The sequence below is a fragment of the Microbacterium festucae genome, from assembly GCF_025421715.1.
GTDB classification, from domain to species: domain Bacteria; phylum Actinomycetota; class Actinomycetes; order Actinomycetales; family Microbacteriaceae; genus Microbacterium; species Microbacterium festucae.
The window spans coordinates 690,806-714,053 of sequence record NZ_JAOEFC010000002.1; the positions used below are offsets into that span (position 1 = coordinate 690,806).

Here is a 23,248-nt window from a genome sequence, read left to right on the forward strand (position 1 = left end):
TCATCGCAGGCCCGCCACGAGGTTGACGACGGCGGCGAGGATCACGGCGCCGAACAGGTAGCCCAGCAGCGTCTGGGCGACCACGACGCGGCGGATGGCGCCCGAGCGCACGTTGGTGTCGGACACCTGGTAGGCCAGCCCCAGCCCGATCGCGAAGTAGGCGAAATCGGAGTACATCGGAGGCTCCTCCTGGTTGAAGTCGATGCCGCCGGCGGCGGGGCCGTCGCCGTAGTACATGCGGGCGTAGTGCAGCAGGTAGTCGACCTGGATGAGCGCCCACGAGGCGACCACGGCGACCACCGCGACGCCCGCCAGCTCGAACGCGCGCGCCGGCGCGGCATCCCGCGACAGCACCAGCATGACGATGACGGCGGCCAGGCTCGCACTGCTGCCGGCCAGCGCGATCAGCCGGGCGACCGGGCGTGCGACGTCTTCGCGGGCGGCGTGCGCGCGGGTGCGCCCGGCATCCATCGGCCACACCACCAGCAGCACCCACGCGACGTTGACCGCGGCAAGCACCGCCCAGCCGGCCAGCACCGCCGGGGCCGCCCCGAGCAGCGGGGTGAGCACCACCGCGGCGACCACTCCGGCCGCGAGGGCGCACAGTCCGCGCAGGGCGACGCCGGAACCACGCAGAGTCACGGTCATCCGCAAATCGTGTCACGGATCGGGAATGCCGGGGTCGGGCGCACCGTTGCAGTCAGCGTTCGTCCCGGATCTCGGGTACGACTTCCCGCGCCTTCACGAGGAGTCCCCGGCTTGTCCACGACCACTACCGGCACCATCCGCACGCCCGCACCGACGGCCACCGTCGGCGCGAAGGAGAACCGCGTCATCTGGCTGCTGCTGGCGGCCGCCTTCGTCGCGATCCTCAACGAGACCACGATGGGCGTCGCGATCCCGCACCTCATCGGCGACCTCGGCATCACCGCCGTCGCCGCGCAGTGGCTCACCACCGCGTTCATGCTCACGATGGCCGTCGTCATCCCGACCACCGGCTTCCTGCTGCGCCGCTACACGACCCGGCAGATGTTCGCCACGGCCATGGGGCTGTTCTCGGTGGGCACGCTGATCGCGCTGGTCGCCCCCGGGTTCGAGGTGCTGCTCGTCGGCCGCGTCGTGCAGGCCTCCGGCACGGCGATCATGATGCCACTGCTGATGACGACGCTCATGACCGTCGTCCCGCCGCACCTGCGCGGGCGCATGATGGGCCGCGTCAGCGTGGTCATCTCCCTCGCCCCGGCCATCGGCCCCACCATGGCGGGGATCGTGCTCGACACCCTCAGCTGGCGGTGGATCTTCGCGATCGTGCTGCCCATCGCCGTCATCGCCCTCGCGGTGGGTGTGCGCTGGATCCAGAACCTCGGCGAGCAGACGCGCGCACCGCTGGACGTCATCTCGGTCATCCTCTCCGCGCTCGGCTTCGGCGGGCTCGTGTTCGGCCTCAGCCAGATCGGCGGAGGCGGCCACGGCGATGCCACGGCGGCCGCCGCCGCGGCATCCGACATGGCCACCGTCACCCTCGTCGTCTCGCTCGCGGTCGGCGTGGTGGGCCTCGGCCTGTTCGTGTGGCGCCAGATCGTGCTGCAGAAGGTCGACGACGCCCTGCTCGACCTGCGCATCTTCCGCTCGGGCAACTTCTCGCTGTCGGTGGCGCACTTCGCGGTCATGTCGCTCGCGTTCTTCGGCACGATCACCGCACTCCCCCTCTACATGCAGGGCACGCTCGGCATGTCGGCCACCGAGTCGGGCCTGGTCGTGCTGCCCGGGGCCCTGGCCATGGGCTTCCTCGGACCGGTGATCGGCCGCATCTACGACCGCTGGGGCACCCGCGTGCTGCTGCTGCCGGGCACGATCGTCGTGCTGGTGATCCTCTGGTGGTTCACCACCCTCACCGAGTCGACCCCGGTGTGGGCGCTGGTGGTCACCCAGACGCTGCTGTCGATCGGCCTGGCGATGTCGTTCACCCCGCTGTTCACGGCCTCGCTCGGCTCGCTCGAGCCGCGCTTCTACTCCTACGGCAGCGCGACGGTGTCCACCGTGCAGCAGGTGGCCGGTGCCGCCGGCATCGCCCTGCTCATCACGATCATGTCGTCGGTCAGCGCCTCCGCCGCAGCATCCGGAGCCTCCGAGGCCGCCGCCGGCGCCGCCGGCGCCCGCGCCGCGTTCCTGCTCGCCGCGATCATCGGCACCCCGCTGCTGATCAGCGCGTTCTTCATCCGCAAGCCCGCCGACGCCCCCGAGGGCGTCCCCGCCGGACACTGACCCCACCGCCCCCGCACAACCGCGGGAGCGAGAACACGACACGCCGAGCCCCGGCATCCGGGCTCGGCGTGTCGCGTGTGCGGTCATGCTGTTGTGCGGGCCACGACGGGCGGATGCCGTGGGCCGCGGTGCGGGCCGTTAGGCCAGGCCGGCGATCAGGGTCGGCAGGTCGGCGACCGAGTCGGCGATGGCGTCGTGGTCGGCCCCTTCCAGCGCGGCGCGCGGGGTGAGGCCGGTGAGCACGCCCACCGCGTAGGCGCCGGCGTTGCGGGCGGCCTGCAGGTCGACGACCGTGTCACCGGCCGCCAGCACCGTGCGCACATCGTGCACCCCCGTCGCCGCCATCGCCCGGTGGATCATGTACGGTGCCGGACGCCCGGCGGGCACATCGGAGGTCGTGACGACGGCATCCAGGTGCTGCGGCACCGTCCAGCCGACCGAGGCCAGCAGCGGCTCGACGACGTCATCCGAGAAGCCCGTCGTCAAGGCCACCTTCACGCCGTCGCCGCGCAGCCGTGCGATCGCCTCGGCGACGCCCGGGATGATCTGCGGCGGATGCGTGGCGTACGACTCGGCCAGCACGACGCGGAAGCGCTCGAACGCGGCCGCCACGGTGGCCTCATCGGGCTCGAGACCGCCCAGCCGCATGAGGGCGCTGATGGCGGTGACCTTGTCGGTGCCCATCCAGGTCTGCAGGTCTTCGGCGGCGACGCTCGCGCCGGTCTCCTCCACCGCGGTGCGCAGCGCGTCGTAGACCGCGCCGTGGTCGTCGATGGTCGTCCCGGCGATGTCGAGGGCGATGAGGTGGAACATGAGAGGACGATTCTTCGTGGTGGAGACGATCACAGGGTGCCGGTGGCGGTGTTCCAGGACTGGACGTACTCGTCGAGGTTCTCGGAGATGTCCATCCAGTCCGGGTAGAGCACCGTCACGCCCGACATGATCTCCGCGAGTGCATCAGCGGCCTCGCCGGTGGGGGTGATGTCGTCCCGGGCCGGGAACCCGCCGCCGGCGGTCGTGGCGAGCTCCTGCGCCTCGGGCGTGTACAGGTAGTCGAGCAGCTTCTTGGCGGCGTCCTCGTGCGGAGCGCCGGCCACCAGGCCCGCGTAGTACGGAACCGACAGCGTCGTGGGGGTGCCGTCGGTGCCCTCGAGGAAGAAGATGCCGAGGTTCGGCATCGCCCGCGACTGCGCGTAGTTCATCTGCACGTCGCCGTTGGCGATGAGCAGCTCGCCCTTGTCGACCTTCGCCGCCAGCTGACCGGTCGAATCCGACGGACCGACGTTGTTCACCTGCAGCTTCTCGAAGTACTCGGTGCTCTCCTGGTCACCGAGCACCTCACGCGCCAGCATCAGCATCGCGGTGCCGTCACCGGCGATACCCGGGGTCGAGTACTGCAGCAGGCCCTGGTAGGCGGGGTCGAGCAGGTCGTCCCAGGTGCGGGGAGCCTCGTCGAGCTCGGCGGTGTTGCGGATGAAGCCGATGTAGTTCGACAGCAGCGCGGTGTAGGCGCCGTCGGCATCCTTCGCGTCGGCCGGCACGGTCTGGCTCCCCTCGGGCACGTAGTCCACGAGCAGGCCGTCTTCGTCGGCGCTCTGGATGAACGGCGGCAGGGTGACGAGGATGTCGGCCTGGGTGTTCGACTTCTCTTGGGCCACGCGCTGCAGCACCTCGCCGGATCCGCCCTCCACGACCTGCACCTCGATGCCCGTCTCGGCGGTGAAGGCGGCGAAGACCTGCTGGTAGTACGACTCGTCACCGTCGTTGAGGCCGTCGGCGGTGTAGACGGTGACGGTCGACGAGGAGGCGCCGGAGGGTTCGGTCGCGTCGCTGGCGGTGGGGGCGCACCCGGCGGTGACCAGGGCGGCGACGGCGAGGACGCCGAGGGTTCCGGCGGTGCGGAGGGAGGGAGCGTGGGTCATGATCATCCGTTTCTGTGGATCGTTGTGAGATGGCGAGCAGGTGGTGCGGATGGTGCGGGCGGAGCGGAGGGAGAAGGTGCGGGGTCAGCGGTGCCGGCGCGTCAGCGTGGCGCGCTGCAGCACGAGGAGGCAGACGAGGGTGATGAGCATCAGCACGACGGCGAGGGCCGCGCCCTCGTAGAGGCGGATGCCGCGGCTGGTGAACGAGAAGATCTGCAGCGGCATGGTGCGCCAGGTGGGCGGGGCGACCATCATCGTCGCGGTGAGCTCCCCCATCGACATGGCGATGCACAGCGCCGCAGCCCCCGCCAGTGCGGGACGGAGGGCGGGGAGGGTCACGGTGCGCAGCACCCGCAGTCGCCCGGCGCCCAGGGCGGCCGCCGCCTCTTCGAACGACGGCTCGAGGCGGGTCACCGCGGCCGAGATCGGCTGGTAGGCCAGCGCGAGCACGAGCACCGTGTGTGCGATGAGCACGATCACCACGGTGCCGTTGACGGTGAACGGCGGCGCCGAGAACGCCATGAGCACGGCCAGACCGACCGCCACCGAGGGCACCGCGACCGGCAGCAGGAACAGGGTGTCCACGACCCGACGCATCCGCGGTGCCGAGCGCGTCGACAGCGCCGCGACGGTCGCGACGACCAGCGCGATCAGCGTCGAGACGCCGGCGGAGATGACGGAGGCGATGATCGCGCCGACCGTCGCGGACTCGGTGAACACGGCCTGGAAGTTGCCGAGCGTGATGCCGCTGGGCACGACGCCCGACCAGGAGGTGCTGAACGCGCCCATCACGAGGATCGCGAACGGCAGGGCGAACACCATCACGGCGATGACGGCGAGGATCGAGTGGACGACGAGTCGTCCCATCCGCGACCTAACGAGCATGGCGGGCACCTCCGATGGCGCGGGCGGCGACGCCGCGGTAGACGACGTACAGGGCGAGGGAGAGCACGATGTTCACGAGTGCGGCGATGGCGGCCACGTCGTAGTTGCCGCGGGCGATCGCCTGCCCGTAGACGAGGGTGGGGAGGGTCGTCACGCCCTTGGCGCCGGTGAACATCACGATGCCGAACTCGTTCATGGTGCGCATGAGGACGAGCGATCCCCCGGCCAGCAGTGCGGGGAGAACCTCCGGCAGGATGATGGTGCCGACGATGCGCCAGCCGCCCGCCCCGAGCGACTCGGCGACCTCCACGTGGGCGCGGTCCATCACCTGCAGCGCGGCGAGCACGGGCCGCACGACGAACGGGGTGAAGTAGGTGACTTCGGCGAGGATGACGCCCCACTGGGTCTCCAGCAGCCGCACCGGCCCGAGCGCCCCGCCGGAGACGGCATCCAGCGCGCCGTTGACGATGCCGACGTTGCCCCAGATGAACACGAGCGCCAGGGTGATGAGGAACGACGGGAACGACAGGTAGACGTCGAGGGCGCTGGTGAGCAGCGCGGAGCCTCGGAACGGCACGTAGCTGATGACGATCGCGACGAACGTTCCCAGCACGAGGGCGATCGCGGTGGAGATCGCCGCGATGCGCAGTGTCGTCCAGATCGTGTCGGTGAACACCGGGTTGGCGAACAGCACGCCCCACATGTCCACCGAGAAGCCGCCGTCCTCACCCTCGAACGCGTGCACGACGACCAGCAGCAGCGGGTAGACCACGAGCACGACCAGCAGGGTGATGGGGATCATCGCGACCACGGCCGCCAAGGGGCGACGCGGCGCCCGACGGCGGGCCGGCGGCGTCTGGGTCGCCTCCTCGAGCAGCGTCACGCGCGGGCCCCCGACACTTCCAGGGCGGCCGTCACCGGCTCGGCGGCGATCGCGGCCAGCTTCGCCTGCAGCGGTTCGGGCTCCTCGTAGCGCAGCAGGATCGCGTCGGCGGCGTCGAAGCCGACCCGCACCGACGATCCGAGGGCGGGAAGCTCGCGCAGCTCCAGAGACTCCACCGCGAACGGCACGCCGTTGACCGTGCCGGCGACCAGGTGGGTGGCGCCGCGCCACTGGATGTCGCCCACGACCATCGAGATGACGTTGTCGGCGCTCTCGCCCGGCTCGAGCAGTCGCACCCGGTGGGGGCGCACCGAGAAGTGCACGCGGAGCCCGGCGGGTTGCACGGTGGGGGCCACGGTGAGCACGCTGCCGGCGCCGCCCAGCAGCCGCACGCTCGTGCGCGACACGATCTCGGCGGCGAGCACGTTCGACGAGCCGAGGAAGCGCGCGGTGAACTCGAACTCGGGGTCGCGGTAGAGCTTCGCGGCGGAGCCGAACTCGACCAGGCGGGAGTTGGCCATCACGGCGATGCGGTCGGCGAGGGTGAGTGCCTCGTTCTGGCCGTGGGTGACGTAGAGCATCGACATGTCGGGCAGCTCACGGTGCAGTCGCGCCAGCTCGGCCATCATGTCCTGTCGCAGCTGCTGGTCGAGGGCGGAGAGCGGCTCGTCGAGCAGCAGCACCTCGGGCGACGGCGCGAGGGCCCGCGCGATCGCGACCCGCTGCTGCTGACCGCCCGAGAGCGAGCGCGGCATGCGGTCGGCGAACGCGCCCATCCCCACCATCTCGAGCGCCTCGTGCACGCGGCTGCGCAGCTGCGCCCGCGGGGTGCGCTGGATGCGCAGGCCGTAGGCCACGTTGTCGGCGACCGACATGTGCGGGAACAGCGCATAGCTCTGCACCACCATGCCCAGCCCTCGCCGTCGCGGCGGCAGGTGGGTCACGTCGCGGCCGCCGAGGAGGATCTGCCCCGACGCCACCGGAGCGAAACCGGCGACCGCGCGCAACGCCGTGGTCTTGCCCGCCCCGGAGGGGCCGAGCAGTGCGACGACCTCGCCGCGTTCGACGGTGAGCGAGAGGTCGTCGAGGATGACGGCGTCGCCGTTGCCGGTGATGGAGACGCCCCGGAACTCGATGCCGGGGGCGGATGCGGTTGCTCTCATGGTCTCTTCCTGCGGTCTTCCTGCGGTCGGGCGGTGGCGGGTCGGTGCGTCAGAGTGCGGGAACGCCCGCGAGCACCTGCGGGGCGATGCCGAGGGCGGTGGTCATGCCGATTCCCGTGGTCACCACGACCACCGTCACTCCCGGCATCGGGTCGTGGATGAGGAACTCGCGGCCGGGGGCGGTGGCGTAGACGCCCTGCCAACGTTCGACGACCTCGATCTGCGCGGCGCCGAACAGGCGGCGGGTCTGATCGATGACGAGGTCGAAGCCCGCTTCGCTCTGGAAGGGGATGTCGGCGATCCCCCGTTCGTGGGTGTCGCCGATCAGCAGGCTGCCGTCGCGCTGCGGGGTGAACATGAGGTTGAGGTCGTACTCGATGCCCTGCGGCAGCTCGCGGGCGAGCTGTGCGCGCAGCTCGTCCGCTGCGGGCATGGTGGCGAAGCCCGAGTAGCGCAGCAGCGACCACCCGGTGAACAGCGGCCGGGTCAGCGGGAAGGCGAGCCCCACGCGGGCGCGCAGCATGTGCAGTCGGCAGCGGGCGGTGCCGGTGGCGGTCGCAAGCTCCGGGAACAGCTCGTCGACGTCGTGGTTGACCGCGACGATCACGCGCTCGGCGCGGATCACGCCGCGGGAGGTGCCCACCCGGCCCGTCTCGATCAGGTGGGCGCTCGTACGCCAGTGCAGCTGCACGCCGCGGGCCTCGAGCCACGCCGCGATGGCACCCACCGCCTCGCGGGGGTCGACCTGCAGGTCGGCGGGGAGCACCGCGCCGGCCACGGCGCCGGTGACGGGAACTTCGGCGGCGGCGGTGGCGGCATCCCACAGGCGGATGCCGTCGTAGGCGGCGGCGTACTGCTCGAGGAGCGCCGCCTCGGGGGCGCTGCGGGCCACGACGGCTGTGCCCGACTCGCGCGCCCAGAAGCCGGCCGCCTCGCTCAGCTCGAGCCACCGCCGCCGGGCCTCTGCGGCGAACTCCGCGGCCTCGCCGCTCTGCGGAGTGACGCAAGCGTGCCCGAAGTTGCGCACCGAGGCGCCTGCGGCCGCCGAGCGCCGGTCGACGACGGCCACGCGCAGACCCTGTCGCCAGCCCTCGTAGGCATGTGCCAGTCCGACGATGCCGGCGCCGATCACGACGAGGTCGACGTCGGCCAGCAAGGGGCCGGATGCGAAGTCTGCAGTGCTGCTCATGTGCCCAGGTTCACACAGTCGGTCGTTACCTAGGTACCCACCTGCCACCTCTTAACGGAGCTGAAACATGTTGTATATCTACGTGTCGCTACATGAACGGGAGGTTTCTTCTGGCTCCGCAGAACAATGCGGCGATCGGCGCCCGCTAGTATTCCCAGGTGGCCGACATCCTGTACCGGCAGATAGCCGACGACCTGCGATCGCAGATCATCTCCGGCCGTCTCGCACCGGGCGACGACCTTCCGTCCGAAAGCGAGCTGGGCCAGCGCTGGAGCACCTCGCGCGGTCCCATCCGCAACGCGCTGGCGCTGCTGCGCGCCGAAGGCCTGGTCGAGACGCGCAAGGGCCGCCCGGGTCGCGTGCGCTCCCAGCAGGCCGGCCAGGCCGTGGACATGTACGTGCCCTTCACCACGTGGGCACGCGGGTTCGGCCGCACCCCGGGTGCCCACACCGAGCATCTCGCCCTGCGCCGCGCCGACCAGCGCCAGTCGCAGGCCCTCGGCGTCGAGGTCGACGCGATCGTCGTCGAGCTCGTGCGCCTGCGCCTGCTCGACGGCATCCCGGCGATGCTCGAGCGCACCACTTTCGTCGAGCACGTGGGCCGGCTGCTGTTCGCCGCCGATCTCGAATCGGGCTCGATCACCGAGTACCTCGCCGAGCGCGGGCACCGCTTCGCACGGGTCACGCACGAGATCGACGCCGTCGCCGCCGACGAACTCGACGCGCGGCTGCTGCGCGTGCCCCAGGACTCCCCCGTGCTCCGGCTGCAGCGCACCTCCTACGACGCGCAGGGCGCCCCGTTCGAGTTCTCCGACGATCGGTATCGCTCCGACGTGGTGCGCTTCACCGTCGAGGCGGGCGGGCGTCAATCCGATGGCTCGCACCTCATGCAGCCCGCCGTGCGCGACTAGCGCCCCGCACAACCGCGGGAGCGAGAACACGACACGCCGAGCCCCGGCATCCGGGCTCGGCGTGTCGCGTTGGCGGTCATGCTGTTGTGCGGCCACGACCGGCGGATGCCGTGGGCCGGTGCGCGGGCCGCGGGGCCGGCGTCAGTCGGTGCCGCTGGGCGGCGGGGCGCCGAGCGCGTCGACGGCGGCGAAGAACTCCGCCGGCACGTCGGCGGTGACGAGGCCGTCGAGGGCTGCGAGGCGTGCGGTGCTGGTGATGCCGACGACGGTCGCGTCGACGAGGGGGCTCGTGAGCGAGAAGTGCAGCGCCGCGGCGGCGAGGTCGACACCGTGCTCGTCGGCCAGGGCGCGCACCCGCTGCAGGTGGGCGGCGAAGTCGGCGGGCATCTCGCGATAGCCGTAGTTACCCGAGCCGTTCGCGAGGGTGCCGCCGCCGAAAGGCGCCGCGTTGATCACGGTCATGCCGAGCTCACGCGCCAGCGCGAAGGTCGCGTGCGCGCTGCGGTCGACGAGGGTGTAGCGGTTGTGCGAGAGCACCGCGTCGAAGGCGCCGGTCTGCACGTAGCCGTGCACCTGCGCCATCGTTCCCGAGGCGATGCCGATCGCGCCGATCACGCCGTCGTCGCGGGCGCGGATGAGCGCCTCGACGGCACCGCCGCGACCCATGGCCTCGTCGTGGGTGATCGTGTACGGATCGTGCAGGTGGTAGAGCGGCAGCCGGTCGACGCCGAGACGGGTCAGCGACTCGTCGAGCGAGCGCCGCACCCGGTCGCCGTCGAAGCGGCCCGACTCGTCGGCATCCGCCTTCGAGTACACCAGAGTGCCGGCGGGAAGGCCCCCCGCACGCCGGATGGCCTCGCCGAGGCGGGCCTCGCTGCGCCCGCCGGCGTAGGCGTTCGACGTGTCGACACCGCCGAGCGGCGAGTGGATCAGGGCGTCGGCGAGTTCGTCCGCGCCGTCGCGGGAACCGAGCGACGAAGCGCCCAGAAGGATCGGGGTCAGAGGGATGGCGTGCATGCCGACCACGCTAGCGGTCGGCGCCGCTCCCCCGGCCGGCGCGGGTCAGTCAGTGCTGCAGCAGCCGCCGCCGCAGCAGGAGGCACCCTCTTCGGCCACGACGATCAGGTTCTTCTCGTCGGCGATGGGCTGCAGCGTGGGCGTGGGCAGGTTCGAGGTAGCCATGCGCTCCATGCTAGACCGCCCCGGCCGCGCGAAGGCCGGGGAAATGCCGCCCGGGTGCCGCGCCGCTCACGCGGGGCGGTACGAGGCGACGACCGGGCAGTCGAACGGGTCGCGCGCGGCGAGTCCGACGCGGTTGAGGTAGGCGATGACGATGCCGTAGGAGCGCCACAGCGACGTCTCGGCGTAGGGCACCTTCAGCGTCTCGCACTGCTCGATGACGATGGCACGGGCCTTCGCCAGGTGCGGGCGGGGCATGTTCGGGAACAGGTGGTGCTCGATCTGGTAGTTGAGCCCGCCCATGAGCCAGGTCGCCCACCAGCCGCCGCGGATGTTGCGCGAGGTGCGCACCTGCTTGCTGAAGAAGTCGAGCTTGGCGCCCGGGGCGATCACCGGCATGCCCTTGTGGTTGGGCGCGAACGAGGCGCCCATGTACACGCCGAAGACGGCCAGCTGCACACCCAGGAAGGCGAAGGCCATCCCCAGCGGCAGGAAGACGAACACCGGCACGACGAAGATCGAGAAGCGCAGGGCGATGAGGCCGAGCTCGGTCCAGCGGCCCTTGACGGGCTCGCGGCTGAGCAGGTGGCGGATGCCGATGGCGTGGAGGTTCAGACCCTCCAGCGTCAGCAGAGGGAAGAACAGCCACCCCTGCTTGCGGGTGATCAGCCGCACCAGACCGCGCGAGCGCGCGGCATCCTCGTCGAGGAACGAGATCGTGTCGATCTCGATGTCGGGGTCTTTGCCGACGCGGTTGGGGTTGGCGTGGTGACGGGTGTGCTTGGTGGTCCACCACGAGTAGCTCATGCCGACGACGCCGTTGGCGAGCACCCGGGCGAGACGGTCGTTGGCCGGGCCCGAGGTGAGGATCTGGCGGTGCGCGGCCTCGTGACCGAGGAAGGCGACCTGCGTGAAGAGGATGCCGAGGGCGGCGGCGATCAGCAGCTGGAACCAGCTGTGGCCGAACAGCACGAACCCGGTGATGCAGCCGCCGAAGCCGAGGGCGACGACGGTGGCGACGAAAGTGTAGAACCAGGGGGTGCGTCGCAGCAGCCCCGTCTCACGCACGACGGCGGAGACATCGGTGAAAGCGCGTGTCAGCGGCGGGAACTCGTCGGTGCCGGCGTAGGTCTGCCGAACGGGGCCGAGACGGGCTTCGAGAAGTGTGGCGATGAGAGCACCTGCTCTGGGATCGGGACCGCGGAGGCCGTAAAGCCAAAGGCGGGTGCCGATCGCTAAGGCCCACACTACGCGCGGCCACATGGCCGTAGCGGTATGCGCCGATACTCCCAGCATGCCGTCAGCCGGGGGCCGCGAAACGCGACCCCCGGCTGACGAGGAAACTTCAGAGCGGGCGGATGTTCGCAGCCTGCATGCCCTTGGGGCCCTGCTCAGCGTCGAACTCGACCTTCTGGTTCTCGTTGAGTTCCTTGTAGCCGCTGCCGGTGATCGCGCTGAAGTGCGCGAACACGTCGGCAGAGCCGTCGTCGGGAGCGATGAAGCCGAAGCCCTTCTCGGAGTTGAACCATTTCACGGTGCCAGTGGCCATCGTGTCTTTCCTTCTGTTGTTCGGACCGCCGAAGCGGCCATGTGTGCCACGTCGACGTGTGCGACGTGGACGGTGCCTACCGGCGGTTGCCGGAAGTGTGAGGGGCGCGTGCGATGCGTCGACGGCGCCTTGCGCCGCATCGACGGTCGCGTGGCGGCCGAGCGGGGCGCCGAGTGCGCTGTGCGCTTCGAACGCTTCGCCGTCGCCGGCGACGAAGCCGGCGTACTCGCCGTCGACCGACGCGACGAAGACGTCGTGGTCGGCCTGTCGCCAGACGAGGGGCGCACTCGTGAGCAGTGCGGAGGGGAACATGGGAAACCTTTGAAGATGAGCGCTGCAGAACGCGCGCTCTGAGAATGGGGGCGCATCGAGCAAACCATCATCAACCCGCCTGCATCTCGTCGATGAGGCCGAGGATCGGGGACAAACCGGATCGAAGCACCAATGAATCACTGTATCACGAAAAGGGGGCACGATGTGCGCCGGTCGAGCGTAGGGTGCGCGTGTGACCTTCTATCTGATCTCCTTCCCCAGCCCTGCCATGCAGATCCCCGCGGGCGAGTTCGCCCAGGTGGTCGCCGACTCCCACGCCGTCATCGACGAGGCCAAGGCCGCGGGGGTCTTCGTCTTCGGCGGCGGCATCGCCGACGTGCCGCCCGTGATGGTCTCCGGTCACGGCATCGTCACCGAGGGCACCTACCCGCAGACCCGCGAGATCGAGGGCGGCTACACGATCCTCGACCTCCCCTCGCGCGATGCCGCGATCGACTGGGCGGCCAAGATCGCCGCCGCCTGCCGCTGTGCGCAGGAGCTGCGCGAGTTCCACCCCGACGCGGCATCCTGACCCTGGTCCTCCCGCGACGCCCAGGCGCACGGCGGGGTGTCAACCCCCGTTCGGTCGGCGCGCTGGGCACGTAGCCTCGGTGCTCCGAGCGCCTGTCCCCGCCGGACGGGCGGCACCGACACCCGGTGCGACGGGACGAGGAGAGGACTGCGAGATGAGCGACAACGACGACGACCAGCGCACCGGCACGGACAGCGGCCACGACGGCGGAACCCGCAAGCCCGGCGGCCTCGGCCCCGACGGCACGATCCCGCCGAGCGACGACGGCGTGGCCGCCGTACACACCGGCGTGGCCTCCACCTTCGAGCCCGAAGAAGACGAAGCGGCTCCCGGCGACGAGCAGGCTGGGGCGGACGGGCAGGGATGACGCGGCGCCGCGCGCGCCGACGACATCCCCCGACACCCGGCGCCCCCGCGGTCACCGTGTCGGTCGTCATCCCCGTGAAAGACGACGCCGTCGCCCTGCGCAGGTGTCTGCGTGCACTGCAGCTCCAGACGCGACAGCCCGATGAGGTGATCGTCGTCGACAATGCGTCGACGGATGCCTCGGCGGCGGTCGCCCACGACGCGGGCGCGGTGGTGACCTTCTGCGGGGCGCCCGGCATCCCCGCCGCCGCCGCGCACGGCTACGATCGCGCCGGCGGCGACCTCGTGCTGCGGCTCGACGCGGACTGCGTGCCGGCGGCCTCGTGGGCGGCGGAGGTGGTCGCTGCGTTCGAGCGTCGGCGCGACGTGTCGGCGTTCACGGGCGGCGCGCGCTTCATCGACGGGCCGCGCGCCCTCCGGCGGCCGCTGGCCGCCGCCTATCTCACCGCATACGCGGTGGCCGCCGCCCCCGCCCTCGGGCACCTGCCGCTGTTCGGCTCGAACCTCGCCTTCCGCCGCTCCGCCTGGACCGATGTGCGCCACCGGGCGCATCGGCACGACCCCGAACTCCACGACGACCTCGACCTGTCGTTCCACCTGGGCGAACGCCACCGCATCCGCTTCGCCCGCCACACGGCGATGGGCATGTCGATGCGGCCGTTCACCGACGCGCGCGGATTCGTCCGCCGCGTCGCCCGCGGCGCCCGCACGGTCACGGCGCACTGGCCGCAGGACTTCCCGCCCCTGCGCTGGACGCGGCTGCTGCTGCGGCGGGTGCTGGCGCGCCTCGCCGTCCCGACGCCGGCGCGGGTGCGCTCGTGAGCGCCCTGGTGGGCGCGGTGCCGCCCCCGCACCTGCACGTGATGACCTTCAACGTGCGACGCCCCTTGCCCGTGACGGCGCGGCCGGCCGACCGGTGGCGTCGCCGCGAGCCCGCGCTGCTGCGACTGCTCGCCACCGAGCGCCCGTCGCTGCTGGCTGCGCAGGAGGTGCTGCCCCTGCCGGCGCGGGCGATCGCCGCGGCGCTGGGGCCCGGCTATCGCAGGATCGGGCACGGCCGGCAGCCCGGGCCGCGGGGCGAGGGTACCCCCCTTTTCTACGACAGCGCACGGCTCGAGCTGCTCGAGGGCGCGCAGTGGGCGCTGTCGGATCATCCCGACCGGCCCGGATCGACGGGGTGGGGCAGCCCCACTCCCCGCGTCGCCGTCGAGGCGGTGCTGCGCGACCGGGCGACCGGCGCGGTGTTCCTCACGATCGGCACGCACCTCGATGTCTTCTCGGTCCGCGCGCGCCGCTTGTCGGCGGCCGCCATCGGCGCCCGGGTCGCGGCGCGCGCCCTGCCGACGATCGTGCTGGGCGATATGAACGCGGGGCCGCACTCGGCGCCGCTGTCGATCCTCACCGCGAGCGGGCTGGGCGACGCCTGGCTCGTCGCCGAGCGCCACCTCACGCCGGAGTGGGGCACGCTCGCCGGCTATCGCACCCCGCGCGCGCACGGCCGACGCATCGACGCCGTGCTGGTCAGCGGCGACATCGGTGTGGCGCGCATCGGCATCCACGGCACGCCCACCGACGGCGTCTGGCCGTCGGATCACCTGCCCGTGCAGGCCGTGCTGCGACTGCCCGGGGGCCGCGTGTGATCGAGAACTTCCTGCGACCGCCGCGCGGCTTCGTCGAGCTGCTCGCCGACGGCATCCGACTGGTGGGGCTGGTCAGCGTCATCGCCGCGACGATCTGGTGGCAGCCGACGGATGCCGGCATCCTCGCCCTCGCCCTGCCCGCGCTGCTGCTCCCCCGGTTCCTCGGCGTGCGCGCCGGCCTCGACGTCGTCTACGGCGTCGTCGTGCTGGCGGCGACGTGGAGCAACGTGATCGACCTCTACACGCGCGTGCCGTGGTGGGACGTGCCGATGCACGTGGCGGGCACCGGCGCCCTGACGCTCGTCGGCTACCTCGGCCTGGCACGGCTGGGTGCGGTGCCCCCGCCCCGCCGCCGCGGCGCTGCGCCGACCGGCGCGGATGACGGCAGGGCGCTGGGCCGGGTGCTCGTGGCCACCGCGATCGGGCTCGCCCTGAGCGCCCTGTGGGAGATGGTCGAGTGGCTCGGGTGGCGGTTCGTCTCCGACGAGATCTTCGTGGCCTATCAGGACACCATCGGCGACATGGCCGTGGGCGGTGTCGGCGCAGCCGCCACCGGGTGGATGCTCGCGACGATGCCGGTGCTGCGCAGCGACGCCCGCTGATGCCGGGAGGCCGCGTGCGGCGTTGCTACGTTGGGGGCAACGAGCGAGGAGGCTGTGCGTGGACGAGCGCGACCGTGACCTGATGCTGGCCGTCGGCCGATACCTGCGACGCGTGAACGAGGTGGCCGAGCAGGAGTCGCGGGCCACGCGCACGCCGCTGGGCGACCTGATCAGCGAACACCTCGGTGCCGATGCCGCCGACGTGGCCGTGGTGCACGAGCAGATTCTCGACCATCGCCTCGTCGATGCCGACATCGCCCTCGAAGTGCTCGCCGACGGCGGGCGATTGATCGGCGTCTCGGGCGGAGAGCAGCGCCACCAACAGGGCCTCACCGAGCTCATCAGCAATCCCTACGTGCGCTACACCCCGGGCCCCGTCGACTACGTCGAACGCGCCACCGGCCCCCAGGCGAACCGGCAGGTCGTCTCGCTCGGGCTGCGGCTGTTCCGCTTCGAGGGGGCGCCGCTGGCGGTCGCGCAGCGCGCCGCGATGCCCCACTACGGGCGTGAGACCGCGCTCGTCGAGGTGCTCGGCGCTGACGCCGCCGTCGTCACGCGGTTCCTCGACGCCCTGCGGGCCGCGATGATCGAGCACAGCGTGCTGCGCGGGCAGGTGCTGTCGTTCGAGCCCACCGAGTACGGCCGCGGCGCCGGCGCGACCTTCCTCCCCCGCCCCGCCGTCGATGAGGACGACATCGTGCTGCCCGCCGGCGTGCTCGAAGAGACGATCGAGCACGTGGTGTCGATCGGCACGCACCGCGACGAGCTCATCCGCGCCGGGCAGCACCTCAAGCGCGGCGTCCTGCTCTACGGCCCGCCCGGAACCGGCAAGACGCTCACAGTGCGCCACCTGCTCACCATCACGCCCGGCACCACCGCGATCGTGCTCACCGGCTCCAGCATCCGGTTCATCTCGGCCGCCGCCGAGATCGCCCGCACGTTCACACCCGCCATCGTCGTGCTCGAAGACATCGACCTGGTCGCGATGGAGCGTCACTCGTCGCCGCAGCCGCTGCTGTTCGAGGTGCTCGACGCGCTCGACGGCCTCGACGGCGACGCCGACGTCGCGTTCATCATGACGACCAACCGCGTCGAGGTGCTCGAACGCGCCCTCGCCGAGCGGCCCGGCCGTGTCGACCTCGCCGTCGAGGTGCCGCTGCCCGCGCTCGACGAACGCCGGCGCCTCTTCCGCCGGTATGCGCACGCCCTCGATCTGTCGGATGCTGCGCTCGATGCGGCTGCCGAGAAGGCCGACGGGGTGACGGGGTCGTTCGCCAAGGAGCTGATGCGGCGCACCGTGCTGCGCGCGAGCCGGCGCGGCGACGCCCCCGTCGACGACGATCTCGCCGCCGAGCTGGGCCGCCTGCTCAGCGCGCGCGAGCAGCTCACCCGATCGATGCTGGGGGCCGGCGGCGACGACCGGGTCCAGACGCCGCCCGAGCAGTACACCGCCGAGTTCGGGTGGATGGCGTAGGAGTCACTGCGGGCATCGTCTGCCGTGCTGTTGACGGCGCCCCACCGCATCCTTATCGTTGATCGATAACATCGTTTATCGTTAAGGACCCCATGTTCGCTGGACTCTTCGGTTGGCACGTGCTGATCCCCCTCGCCATCCTCGTCGTGCCGATCGTGCTGATCGTGATCTTCGTGCGCCGTGCGCGCCGTGCGCGCACCACCGGTGACACGTCGCCCGTCGTGAGCCTGACGCTGTCGCTCGCGGCCATCTGGGCGGCCGTCTCGCTCATCGGTGCGGCGATCGCATTCGTGGTCGCCCTCGCCGGCACCCCGACGATCACCATCCCCGTGAACCAGTACTGGCCCACCGTTCCCGGGCTCACCGTCGACAGCGGGCCAACCGCCTCGTACGTGTCGGGCGGCTTCACCCAGGCCGAGGTGACGGTCGAGGGACTCAGCCCTCAGACGCGGTGGACGTGGGCCGCCGGTCAGCTGCTGACCGGGCTCGTGCCCGTGGCGATCGCCGGCATGATCGCCGTGGCGTGCTTCCAGCTGCTGGCCGGACGTGCGTTCGCTCCGGCGGTGGCGCGGCTGTCGCTGGTCACCGGCATCGTGGTGGCCGTCGCCGGCTGCGCCGGCGAGCTGTTGTCGGGCATCGGCGGGTCGATGGCCGCGAACGAGCTGCTCAACGTCGTCTCGGCGCACGGCACCGTGATCCCGGGTATCGACGACCCGCTCTCGCTGCTGCCGACGACCTCGCTCGACTGGTCGCTGCCGTTGTGGCCGATCGCCGCGGGGCTCGCCTTCGCCGCCCTCGCGGCCATCTTCCGCTACGGGTCGGTGCTCCAGCGCGACACGCAGGGCCTGGTCTGACCCGGATGAGTCCCGCCGACGACGACGAGCCCACCGGCATCCACTGCCGACTCGACGAGCTGCTCGCCGAGCGAGGGATGACGCTCACCCGACTCTCCGAACTCGTCGGGGTGTCGATCGTGAACCTCTCGATCCTCAAGAACGACCGCGCCCGCGCGATCCGCTACTCGACCCTCTCGGCGATCTGCCGCGCGCTCGACTGCGAGGTCGGCGACCTGCTGGTGCGCGCCGACTGACCGCCGGTCGGTCAGCTGCTGCGCGGGAGCGCCTCGGCCCCCTCGCGCCGACCGCGCTCGTGCGCCTCGGCGACGAGACGCCGCACGTGGTCGCCGCGGCGGCGGCGCCCCTGCGCGATGCCGACCACGAGCAGCGCGATGCCGACCAGCACCAGCAGCTGCGGCCACGGCAGCGCCCAGACACCCGCCGCGTGCGTCACGCTGTCGAGGTCGCGCGTCGTTCCGTCGGGGAGCACGAGCGCCTGGTCGACGACCACCGGCAGTGTCTGCCACCCCAGCGGCCAGACGTCGGCGACGCGCATCTCGAACGTACGGGTGTCGCCGGGCAGCAGCTCGACGCTGCGGTCACCGGGCGCGTCGGCATCCGGGCTCTCGTCGGCGGCAGCCAGCGCGGGTCCGGCCCCGGCGACGTGCGGGGCGACCATGAGCCGCACGTTCCCGGTGTTACGGGCGATGAGGGTGACCACCGCCGAGCCGGGGCGCAGCGGATTCCACGACGTCTCGGCGACGGCGGCGCTCGACACGTCGAGGCCGGGTGCGACCTCGCCGGCGACCCGCACCATCACGCGGAAGCCCACCCTGCTCTCGACCGCGACTGCTGTCCCTCCCGCCGCACTCGACGACGGCACCGACACCGCGACGCCCGCGGCGTGGTCGCCAGGGGTGGCGCCCGCGGGAACGGTGATCGTGAAGGGCACGATCGCCGTCGCGCCGGGGTCGACCGTCACCGCGGGCGGGGCCGAGATCCACTGCCCCGCCCCCGTCGATGCCGTTCCGCCCGGAAGCATGCTGAAGCGCCCGGCATCCGTGAAGTAGCCGTCGGCGGCGTTCACCTCGAACGACACCGGCGCGTCACCCAGATTCGTGACGGCGAGGTGTTCGGTCGCCGACGCACCGGGGTCGAGCTCGCGTTCCACCCACCGGCGGCCGTCGGGCCCGGATGCGTCGGCGGGGCGCACCGCCCACACCACCGCTGCATCGGCACCGGGGTCGCCGGGCGCGGGCGCCGCCGCGGCGGGCGCCGCGCCGACGAGGGGTGTCAGCACCGCGAGCGCGAGGGCGACGGATGCGAAGACGATTCTGGTCACGAGGCAGACCTTTCCCGGGCACGTCCGTCGGGGCCCGGGGGGGTGGGGCCGGGCCCGCCGGCGGCGCTCATTCGAACAGCGACAGCGTGATGGTGCCGGAGTAGTCTCCCGGCGCCACATCGGCGGGGGTGCGCAGCGTGAGATCGGCGTTGACCGACCACTGCCCCTCCGAGGCGATGTCGCCCGACCGGTTGGTGAAGGCGAGCAGCTCCTGGTCGACGAGACCGAACGGGGCCGGGGCGTCGCCGTCGAGCACGGTCTGCACCGGCTCACCCTCGGCCACGAGGCCCGACTCGCCCCCGTCGATCAGGTGCGGCGCCCACCCGAGGTGGCCCGCGCCGATGGCGGGCTGCCCCGCGTCGCCGGTCAGGTCGGTGGCGGTGCCGAGCACGTACCACCCGGCGCCGGCGGGGATGTCCTCGGGCGCGCGCGTGTCGGCGACCGTGACCGTCGGCAGCGTTCCCGTGAACTGGCGCACGAGCTCATCCGACCCGTCCTCCGCGAGCGTCGCCGTCGTGCCGGCCACACTCATCGCGAGCACGCCCGGCTCCTCGATCTCGGCGATGGCCACCTGCACCTCGACCGCCTCATCCCCGTACTGCTCATCGGCGGCCGCGGCGCCGGCAACGCCGACGAGCACCGCCACACCCCCCGCTACGATCGCGCCCCGCACGATGCTCCCCATCGCCCGCATGTCGCTTCCTTTCGCTTGCGTCCCAGTCGTTGTCGGCCGACACCGGCGGCGTCGGGCGCGTTGAGCCTATTGAGTTGTCTAGCTTCATCGCGGGCGGTGAGCGAACCGTTCACCCAGTCGCCCCCAACCTGTCATCTCTCCTCTCCCGCGCGGTGCGCGCATCGATACCTACGCTGACGTTCGGGGCCGAGCTGACGGCATCCGACCGCGGCTTCTGACGCAGAAGTCACGCTCGAACGGCACATAGGCACCTACCTTTGACGACGCAGGACACCCACCGAGGAGAGACCGATGACACGCAGGACCGTTGACGAGCCCCGTTCGGGAGGGTTCTCGACCAGCCGACGAGGCTTTCTCGGAGGCGCTGCGACCGCCGCGGCGGCGGCACTGCTGGCCCAGCAGGCATCGCCGGCGATGGCCGCCGACGGCACGCCCCTGCGCGCGGCCGTGCTCGAGCACCGCGACCAGTGGACGGGCGGCACGGGCCTCGCGCAGCTGCTGACCAAGGCCGGCTTCACCGTCACCACGCTCGACACGACCAAGGATGCCGCAGCTCAAGACGCGCACGTCATCGCGTTCGGCGGCTTCACGAACAACGCGCCCGCCTACGGGCAGTACATCACCGCGCAGGCCCCCTCGCTGCAGGCGTTCGCCGCGGCGGGCGGGGTGATCCTCGATATGGCGCAGTCCGACCAGTTCCACTCGTCGGTCTCGTACCTGCCGGCGGGCATGACCGCCACCCGCAACGACTCCGACTACAACACGATCTATCCGGTCGCCACCGGGCACCCGCTGGTCTCGCACCTGCGGGTGGTCGACGGCAAGGTGTTCACCGGGCGTTCGACGCAGATCCAGGTGAGCTGGGAGTCGCTGCTGAGCTGGACCAACATGCGCGTGCTGCTGGCGTGCCAGAGCTCGGGACGGCCGCCGGCGATGCTCGAGGGCGCGCACGGCAAGGGTCGCATCGTGCTGACGAGCCTCACCATCGACAAGGTGTACAACGCCACCGGCGGCACGATCCAGCCCGCCGAGGCGGTGGCAGACAGCGAGATGTTCTTCACTGCGTTCGCCGCCTATGTGCGCATGGTGCAGGACGGCACCGCGCCCGAGGTTCCCGTAACGCTGCAGCCGGTGGCCGGGCCCCTGGTGGGCGACACCGGCACGACGCACTCGCGGGTGCTGGTGCGCCCCGGCAGCGACCTGCACCACCACACGACCTGGCGACTGGAGTACGGCGAGCAGGGCGGCATCCGTCGCGCCGTCACGGCCGACATCTCGCCGGCCAACGACCACACGGTGCTCTTCGACATCGCGGGGCTCACGGCGGCCACGGCCTACACGTACTCGATCGCCCCGGCGGGGGCCGCGGTGACGGGGCTCGACATCTCGGGCTCGTTCGCCACGGCGACCGAACCCGACGCGCCGACCACGCTCACGATGGGTTTCGGTTCGTGCGTGTGGACCGAGCAGAACCACATCTGGGACACCATCCGCGCCGAGGGATGCGACGCGTTCGTGATGATGGGCGACACGCCCTACATCGACAGCACCAACCTGCAGACCGCGCGCGACAAGCACCGGGCCTTCCTGCAGCAGGCGCAGGTGCGCGAGGTGACCCGGTCGATGCCGATCTGGGGCACGTGGGACGACCACGACTTCGGCGGCAACGACGTGCACGGCGACATGCCCGGCAAGCGCAACAACCGCACCGCGTTCGTCGACTACCGCGCCCACAATCGTTACGGACACACTGCCGACGGCGCGGCGCTGACCGACCGCACCCAGGCCGGCGAGGGCATCTACACGTCGTTCCGGCGCGGGCCGCTCGAGGTGTTCCTGCTCGACCCGCGGTGGTTCAGCCGCACCGAGGACAGCTGGGCGGATGCCACCCGGCGCACGGCCATCGGGCGGGTGCAGTGGGAGTGGCTGCAAGAGAAGCTGCTGGCCAGCACCGCCACGTTCAAGTGCATCGCCACCGGCATGATCTGGGACGACAAGATGAACGGCGAGTCCGACGACTGGGGCACCTACGCCCACGAGCGCGACGCGATCTACGACTTCGTGCAGCAGCACCGCATCGGCGGGGTGTTCGTGATGGGCGGCGACATCCACGTCTCGCGCGCCCTCAACTACGGACCGCGCGTCGGCTACGACCTGTGGCAGTTCATCGTGAGCCCCATGCACAGCTCGGTGATCCCGAGCCTCAACGTGGCCCACCCCGCGCTCGTGCACAGCGCAGTCGAGCCGCACGTGTTCCTCAAGCTCGAGATGGACACGACCGTCACCCCGGCCACCATGGTGGCCACGTGGATCAACCGCGACGGTGAGCGCATCTTCGAGGTGAAGACGGATGCCGACGCGCTCACACCCCAGCCGGTGCTGGTGCAGTTCCCGTCGGCGGCGACCGAGATCCTCGCCGGCGAGACGACCACCCTCACCACCAGCGTGCTCAACCAGTCGGGTGCCGAGCTCGACCGGGCCGACGTGACGCTGGAGGGGCCCGCCGGCTGGCAGGTGACCCCGGCGACGGCGACCGAGTTCACCGACCTGGGCGACGCCGAGAGCGCCGAGACCAACTGGGCGGTCGAGCCCCCGGTGGGCACGGCGGCGGGCGCCTACGTGCTCACCGCACGCTCGCGGTTCCGCCCCGCGGGCGACGTCGCGGAGGTGAGCCGCCAGGTGGTCGTCACCGTCATCCCGCCGGGGACCGTGCCGCGCTCCCGGGTGTCGGTCGCCGGATTCAGCAGCCAGCAGGCGGGCGACCTCGCCGCCCACGCGGTGGACGGCAACCCCGCCAGCATCTGGCACAGCCGCTACTCCCCCGACGCCGCGCCCTTCCCGCACTGGATCGCGCTCGACGTGGCATCCGAGCACGTGCTCGACGGCGTCGGATACCTGCCGCGCCCGACGGGCACCAACGGCGACATCAAGAACTACGAGATCTACGTGTCGTCGGATGGCGCGTCGTGGGGCGCCCCCGTCGCCACCGGAGCCTTCCCCGAGGGCAAGGCGCTCACCCGGGTCGACTTCGCGCCGGTGACCGGCCGCTACGTGAAGCTCGTGGCCCTCAGCTCGCAGAACGGGCTGCAGTTCGCCGCCGCCGGCGAAGTGACCCCCTACGGTCGCGCGGCGGGCGTCGACCGGCCGGCGGTGACGGTGGACGTGTCGCCGCGCGTGATGGCCGGCAAGGTGGTGCTCTCGGTGACGGTGACCAACACCGAGCAGGCACCCGTCGATGTGAAGATCACGACCGACTACGGCACCAAGACCTTCACCGGCGTGCTGCCGGGGCGGAGCGCCGTGCACGGCTTCGCGACCCGCAAGACGACCATCCCGGACGGGCTCGCGACGGTCGACGTCACCGGCCGCGTGGCGGGAGTCGTGGCGAAGAACACGGTGGGGGTCCTGTACCCGGGGGTGTGACCGCGGTCCCGCCGGCCCCGCCGCGGCTTCGGCCGTGTGCGGGGCGGTGGGGCGCCCGTGGGCCGCGCGTCAGCGGCCCGT

The 23,248-nt window shown here is 71.7% G+C and carries 24 protein-coding genes; 12 read left to right on the plus strand and 12 right to left on the minus strand.

Annotated elements, in window-relative coordinates:
• Complete coding sequence (locus N3K63_RS09395; protein ID WP_261579882.1) at positions 1-648, minus strand: DUF1345 domain-containing protein; 648 nt, start codon at positions 646-648, stop codon at positions 1-3.
• 111 nt (positions 649-759) lie between these two features.
• Between N3K63_RS09395 and N3K63_RS09400 the strand changes: the two genes are divergently transcribed.
• Entirely contained in the window at positions 760-2,265 is a 1,506-nt protein-coding gene (locus N3K63_RS09400) for a DHA2 family efflux MFS transporter permease subunit (protein WP_261579883.1), read from the plus strand.
• Positions 2,266-2,403: 138 nt separating this feature from the next.
• On the opposite strand, the gene N3K63_RS09405 is transcribed toward N3K63_RS09400, so the two are convergent.
• The 6 genes from N3K63_RS09405 to N3K63_RS09430 all read right to left on the minus strand — a co-directional run bounded on the left by N3K63_RS09405 (position 2,404) and on the right by N3K63_RS09430 (position 8,307).
• Positions 2,404-3,078, minus strand: a complete 675-nt coding sequence (locus N3K63_RS09405) for a phosphonatase-like hydrolase (protein WP_261579884.1) — start codon at positions 3,076-3,078, stop codon at positions 2,404-2,406.
• Positions 3,079-3,107: 29 nt separating this feature from the next.
• The gene (locus tag N3K63_RS09410; protein ID WP_261579885.1) at positions 3,108-4,187 is read right to left on the minus strand and encodes a 2-aminoethylphosphonate ABC transporter substrate-binding protein; all 1,080 of its coding nucleotides are present in this window, start codon (positions 4,185-4,187) and stop codon (positions 3,108-3,110) included.
• Between the two features lie 84 nt (positions 4,188-4,271).
• A complete protein-coding gene (locus N3K63_RS09415; protein WP_261579886.1) occupies positions 4,272-5,072 on the minus strand; it encodes an ABC transporter permease in 801 nt (266 codons plus the stop codon).
• Positions 5,062-5,955, minus strand: a complete 894-nt coding sequence (locus N3K63_RS09420) for a 2-aminoethylphosphonate ABC transporter permease subunit (protein WP_261579887.1) — start codon at positions 5,953-5,955, stop codon at positions 5,062-5,064. Before N3K63_RS09420 ends, N3K63_RS09415 begins: the two co-directional genes overlap by 11 nt.
• Complete coding sequence (locus N3K63_RS09425; protein WP_261579888.1) at positions 5,952-7,118, minus strand: ABC transporter ATP-binding protein; 1,167 nt, start codon at positions 7,116-7,118, stop codon at positions 5,952-5,954. The genes N3K63_RS09420 and N3K63_RS09425 overlap by 4 nt, the downstream gene beginning before the upstream one ends.
• A 49-nt stretch (positions 7,119-7,167) precedes the next feature.
• Positions 7,168-8,307 (minus strand): TIGR03364 family FAD-dependent oxidoreductase, encoded by a 1,140-nt coding sequence (locus N3K63_RS09430; RefSeq protein ID WP_261579889.1) that lies wholly within the window; start codon positions 8,305-8,307, stop codon positions 7,168-7,170.
• Between the two features lie 158 nt (positions 8,308-8,465).
• Here N3K63_RS09430 and N3K63_RS09435 point away from each other — a divergent pair, with 158 nt between their 5' ends.
• Complete coding sequence (locus tag N3K63_RS09435; RefSeq protein ID WP_261579890.1) at positions 8,466-9,218, plus strand: GntR family transcriptional regulator; 753 nt, start codon at positions 8,466-8,468, stop codon at positions 9,216-9,218.
• A 141-nt stretch (positions 9,219-9,359) separates the two neighbouring features.
• Here N3K63_RS09435 and N3K63_RS09440 read toward each other — a convergent pair whose 3' ends face one another.
• The 3 genes from N3K63_RS09440 to N3K63_RS09450 all read right to left on the minus strand — a co-directional run bounded on the left by N3K63_RS09440 (position 9,360) and on the right by N3K63_RS09450 (position 11,946).
• Complete coding sequence (locus N3K63_RS09440) at positions 9,360-10,235, minus strand: aldo/keto reductase (protein WP_261579891.1); 876 nt, start codon at positions 10,233-10,235, stop codon at positions 9,360-9,362.
• A gap of 231 nt (positions 10,236-10,466) precedes the next feature.
• Positions 10,467-11,570 carry a fatty acid desaturase family protein gene (locus N3K63_RS09445; RefSeq protein WP_261580083.1) on the minus strand — a complete coding sequence of 368 codons (1,104 nt, stop codon included), beginning with the start codon at positions 11,568-11,570 and terminating at the stop codon, positions 10,467-10,469.
• Positions 11,571-11,742: 172 nt separating this feature from the next.
• Positions 11,743-11,946, minus strand: coding sequence for a cold-shock protein (locus N3K63_RS09450; protein ID WP_261579892.1), 204 nt, complete (start codon positions 11,944-11,946; stop codon positions 11,743-11,745).
• Positions 11,947-12,054: 108 nt separating this feature from the next.
• Between N3K63_RS09450 and N3K63_RS09455 the strand changes: the two genes are divergently transcribed.
• From N3K63_RS09455 to N3K63_RS09495, 9 genes are all read left to right on the plus strand, one after another.
• A complete protein-coding gene (locus tag N3K63_RS09455) occupies positions 12,055-12,300 on the plus strand; it encodes a hypothetical protein (RefSeq protein ID WP_261579893.1) in 246 nt (81 codons plus the stop codon).
• A 151-nt stretch (positions 12,301-12,451) separates the two neighbouring features.
• Positions 12,452-12,790, plus strand: coding sequence for a YciI family protein (locus tag N3K63_RS09460; protein ID WP_261579894.1), 339 nt, complete (start codon positions 12,452-12,454; stop codon positions 12,788-12,790).
• 154 nt (positions 12,791-12,944) lie between these two features.
• The gene (locus tag N3K63_RS09465) at positions 12,945-13,157 is read left to right on the plus strand and encodes a hypothetical protein (protein ID WP_261579895.1); all 213 of its coding nucleotides are present in this window, start codon (positions 12,945-12,947) and stop codon (positions 13,155-13,157) included.
• Positions 13,154-13,978: a glycosyltransferase family 2 protein gene (locus N3K63_RS09470; protein WP_261579896.1), complete on the plus strand. Its 825-nt coding sequence runs from the start codon at positions 13,154-13,156 to the stop codon at positions 13,976-13,978. Before N3K63_RS09465 ends, N3K63_RS09470 begins: the two co-directional genes overlap by 4 nt.
• Entirely contained in the window at positions 13,975-14,796 is an 822-nt protein-coding gene (locus N3K63_RS09475) for an endonuclease/exonuclease/phosphatase family protein (RefSeq protein WP_261579897.1), read from the plus strand. The genes N3K63_RS09470 and N3K63_RS09475 overlap by 4 nt, the downstream gene beginning before the upstream one ends.
• Entirely contained in the window at positions 14,793-15,398 is a 606-nt protein-coding gene (locus tag N3K63_RS09480; RefSeq protein WP_261579898.1) for a hypothetical protein, read from the plus strand. The genes N3K63_RS09475 and N3K63_RS09480 overlap by 4 nt, the downstream gene beginning before the upstream one ends.
• A 58-nt stretch (positions 15,399-15,456) precedes the next feature.
• Positions 15,457-16,872 (plus strand): AAA family ATPase, encoded by a 1,416-nt coding sequence (locus tag N3K63_RS09485; protein WP_261579899.1) that lies wholly within the window; start codon positions 15,457-15,459, stop codon positions 16,870-16,872.
• Between the two features lie 92 nt (positions 16,873-16,964).
• Positions 16,965-17,726, plus strand: coding sequence for a hypothetical protein (locus N3K63_RS09490; RefSeq protein ID WP_261579900.1), 762 nt, complete (start codon positions 16,965-16,967; stop codon positions 17,724-17,726).
• Between the two features lie 5 nt (positions 17,727-17,731).
• Positions 17,732-17,962 carry a helix-turn-helix domain-containing protein gene (locus N3K63_RS09495; protein WP_261579901.1) on the plus strand — a complete coding sequence of 77 codons (231 nt, stop codon included), beginning with the start codon at positions 17,732-17,734 and terminating at the stop codon, positions 17,960-17,962.
• A gap of 11 nt (positions 17,963-17,973) precedes the next feature.
• Here the strand turns inward: N3K63_RS09495 and N3K63_RS09500 are convergent, their stop codons facing one another.
• Entirely contained in the window at positions 17,974-19,050 is a 1,077-nt protein-coding gene (locus N3K63_RS09500; protein WP_261579902.1) for a DUF916 domain-containing protein, read from the minus strand.
• A 67-nt stretch (positions 19,051-19,117) separates the two neighbouring features.
• Positions 19,118-19,744: a hypothetical protein gene (locus N3K63_RS09505; RefSeq protein ID WP_261579903.1), complete on the minus strand. Its 627-nt coding sequence runs from the start codon at positions 19,742-19,744 to the stop codon at positions 19,118-19,120.
• Positions 19,745-20,035: 291 nt separating this feature from the next.
• Here N3K63_RS09505 and N3K63_RS09510 point away from each other — a divergent pair, with 291 nt between their 5' ends.
• Positions 20,036-23,167, plus strand: coding sequence for an alkaline phosphatase D family protein (locus tag N3K63_RS09510; protein WP_261579904.1), 3,132 nt, complete (start codon positions 20,036-20,038; stop codon positions 23,165-23,167).
• Positions 23,168-23,248: the final 81 nt, after the last annotated feature.

Bases quoted from the DNA above. Each gene is read 5' to 3' on its own strand.
- N3K63_RS09410 (WP_261579885.1), bottom strand. From the start codon at position 4,187: ATGACCCACGCTCCCTCCCTCCGCACCGCCGGAACCCTCGGCGTCCTC.
- N3K63_RS09430 (WP_261579889.1), bottom strand. From the start codon at position 8,307: ATGAGCAGCACTGCAGACTTCGCATCCGGCCCCTTGCTGGCCGACGTC.
- N3K63_RS09490 (WP_261579900.1), top strand. From the start codon at position 16,965: ATGTTCGCTGGACTCTTCGGTTGGCACGTGCTGATCCCCCTCGCCATC.
- N3K63_RS09505 (WP_261579903.1), bottom strand. From the start codon at position 19,744: ATGCGGGCGATGGGGAGCATCGTGCGGGGCGCGATCGTAGCGGGGGGT.
- N3K63_RS09465 (WP_261579895.1), top strand. From the start codon at position 12,945: ATGAGCGACAACGACGACGACCAGCGCACCGGCACGGACAGCGGCCAC.
- N3K63_RS09440 (WP_261579891.1), bottom strand. From the start codon at position 10,235: ATGCACGCCATCCCTCTGACCCCGATCCTTCTGGGCGCTTCGTCGCTC.
- N3K63_RS09510 (WP_261579904.1), top strand. From the start codon at position 20,036: ATGACACGCAGGACCGTTGACGAGCCCCGTTCGGGAGGGTTCTCGACC.
- N3K63_RS09495 (WP_261579901.1), top strand. From the start codon at position 17,732: ATGAGTCCCGCCGACGACGACGAGCCCACCGGCATCCACTGCCGACTC.
- N3K63_RS09450 (WP_261579892.1), bottom strand. From the start codon at position 11,946: ATGGCCACTGGCACCGTGAAATGGTTCAACTCCGAGAAGGGCTTCGGC.
- N3K63_RS09405 (WP_261579884.1), bottom strand. From the start codon at position 3,078: ATGTTCCACCTCATCGCCCTCGACATCGCCGGGACGACCATCGACGAC.
- N3K63_RS09415 (WP_261579886.1), bottom strand. From the start codon at position 5,072: ATGCTCGTTAGGTCGCGGATGGGACGACTCGTCGTCCACTCGATCCTC.
- N3K63_RS09425 (WP_261579888.1), bottom strand. From the start codon at position 7,118: ATGAGAGCAACCGCATCCGCCCCCGGCATCGAGTTCCGGGGCGTCTCC.
- N3K63_RS09395 (WP_261579882.1), bottom strand. From the start codon at position 648: ATGACCGTGACTCTGCGTGGTTCCGGCGTCGCCCTGCGCGGACTGTGC.
- N3K63_RS09470 (WP_261579896.1), top strand. From the start codon at position 13,154: ATGACGCGGCGCCGCGCGCGCCGACGACATCCCCCGACACCCGGCGCC.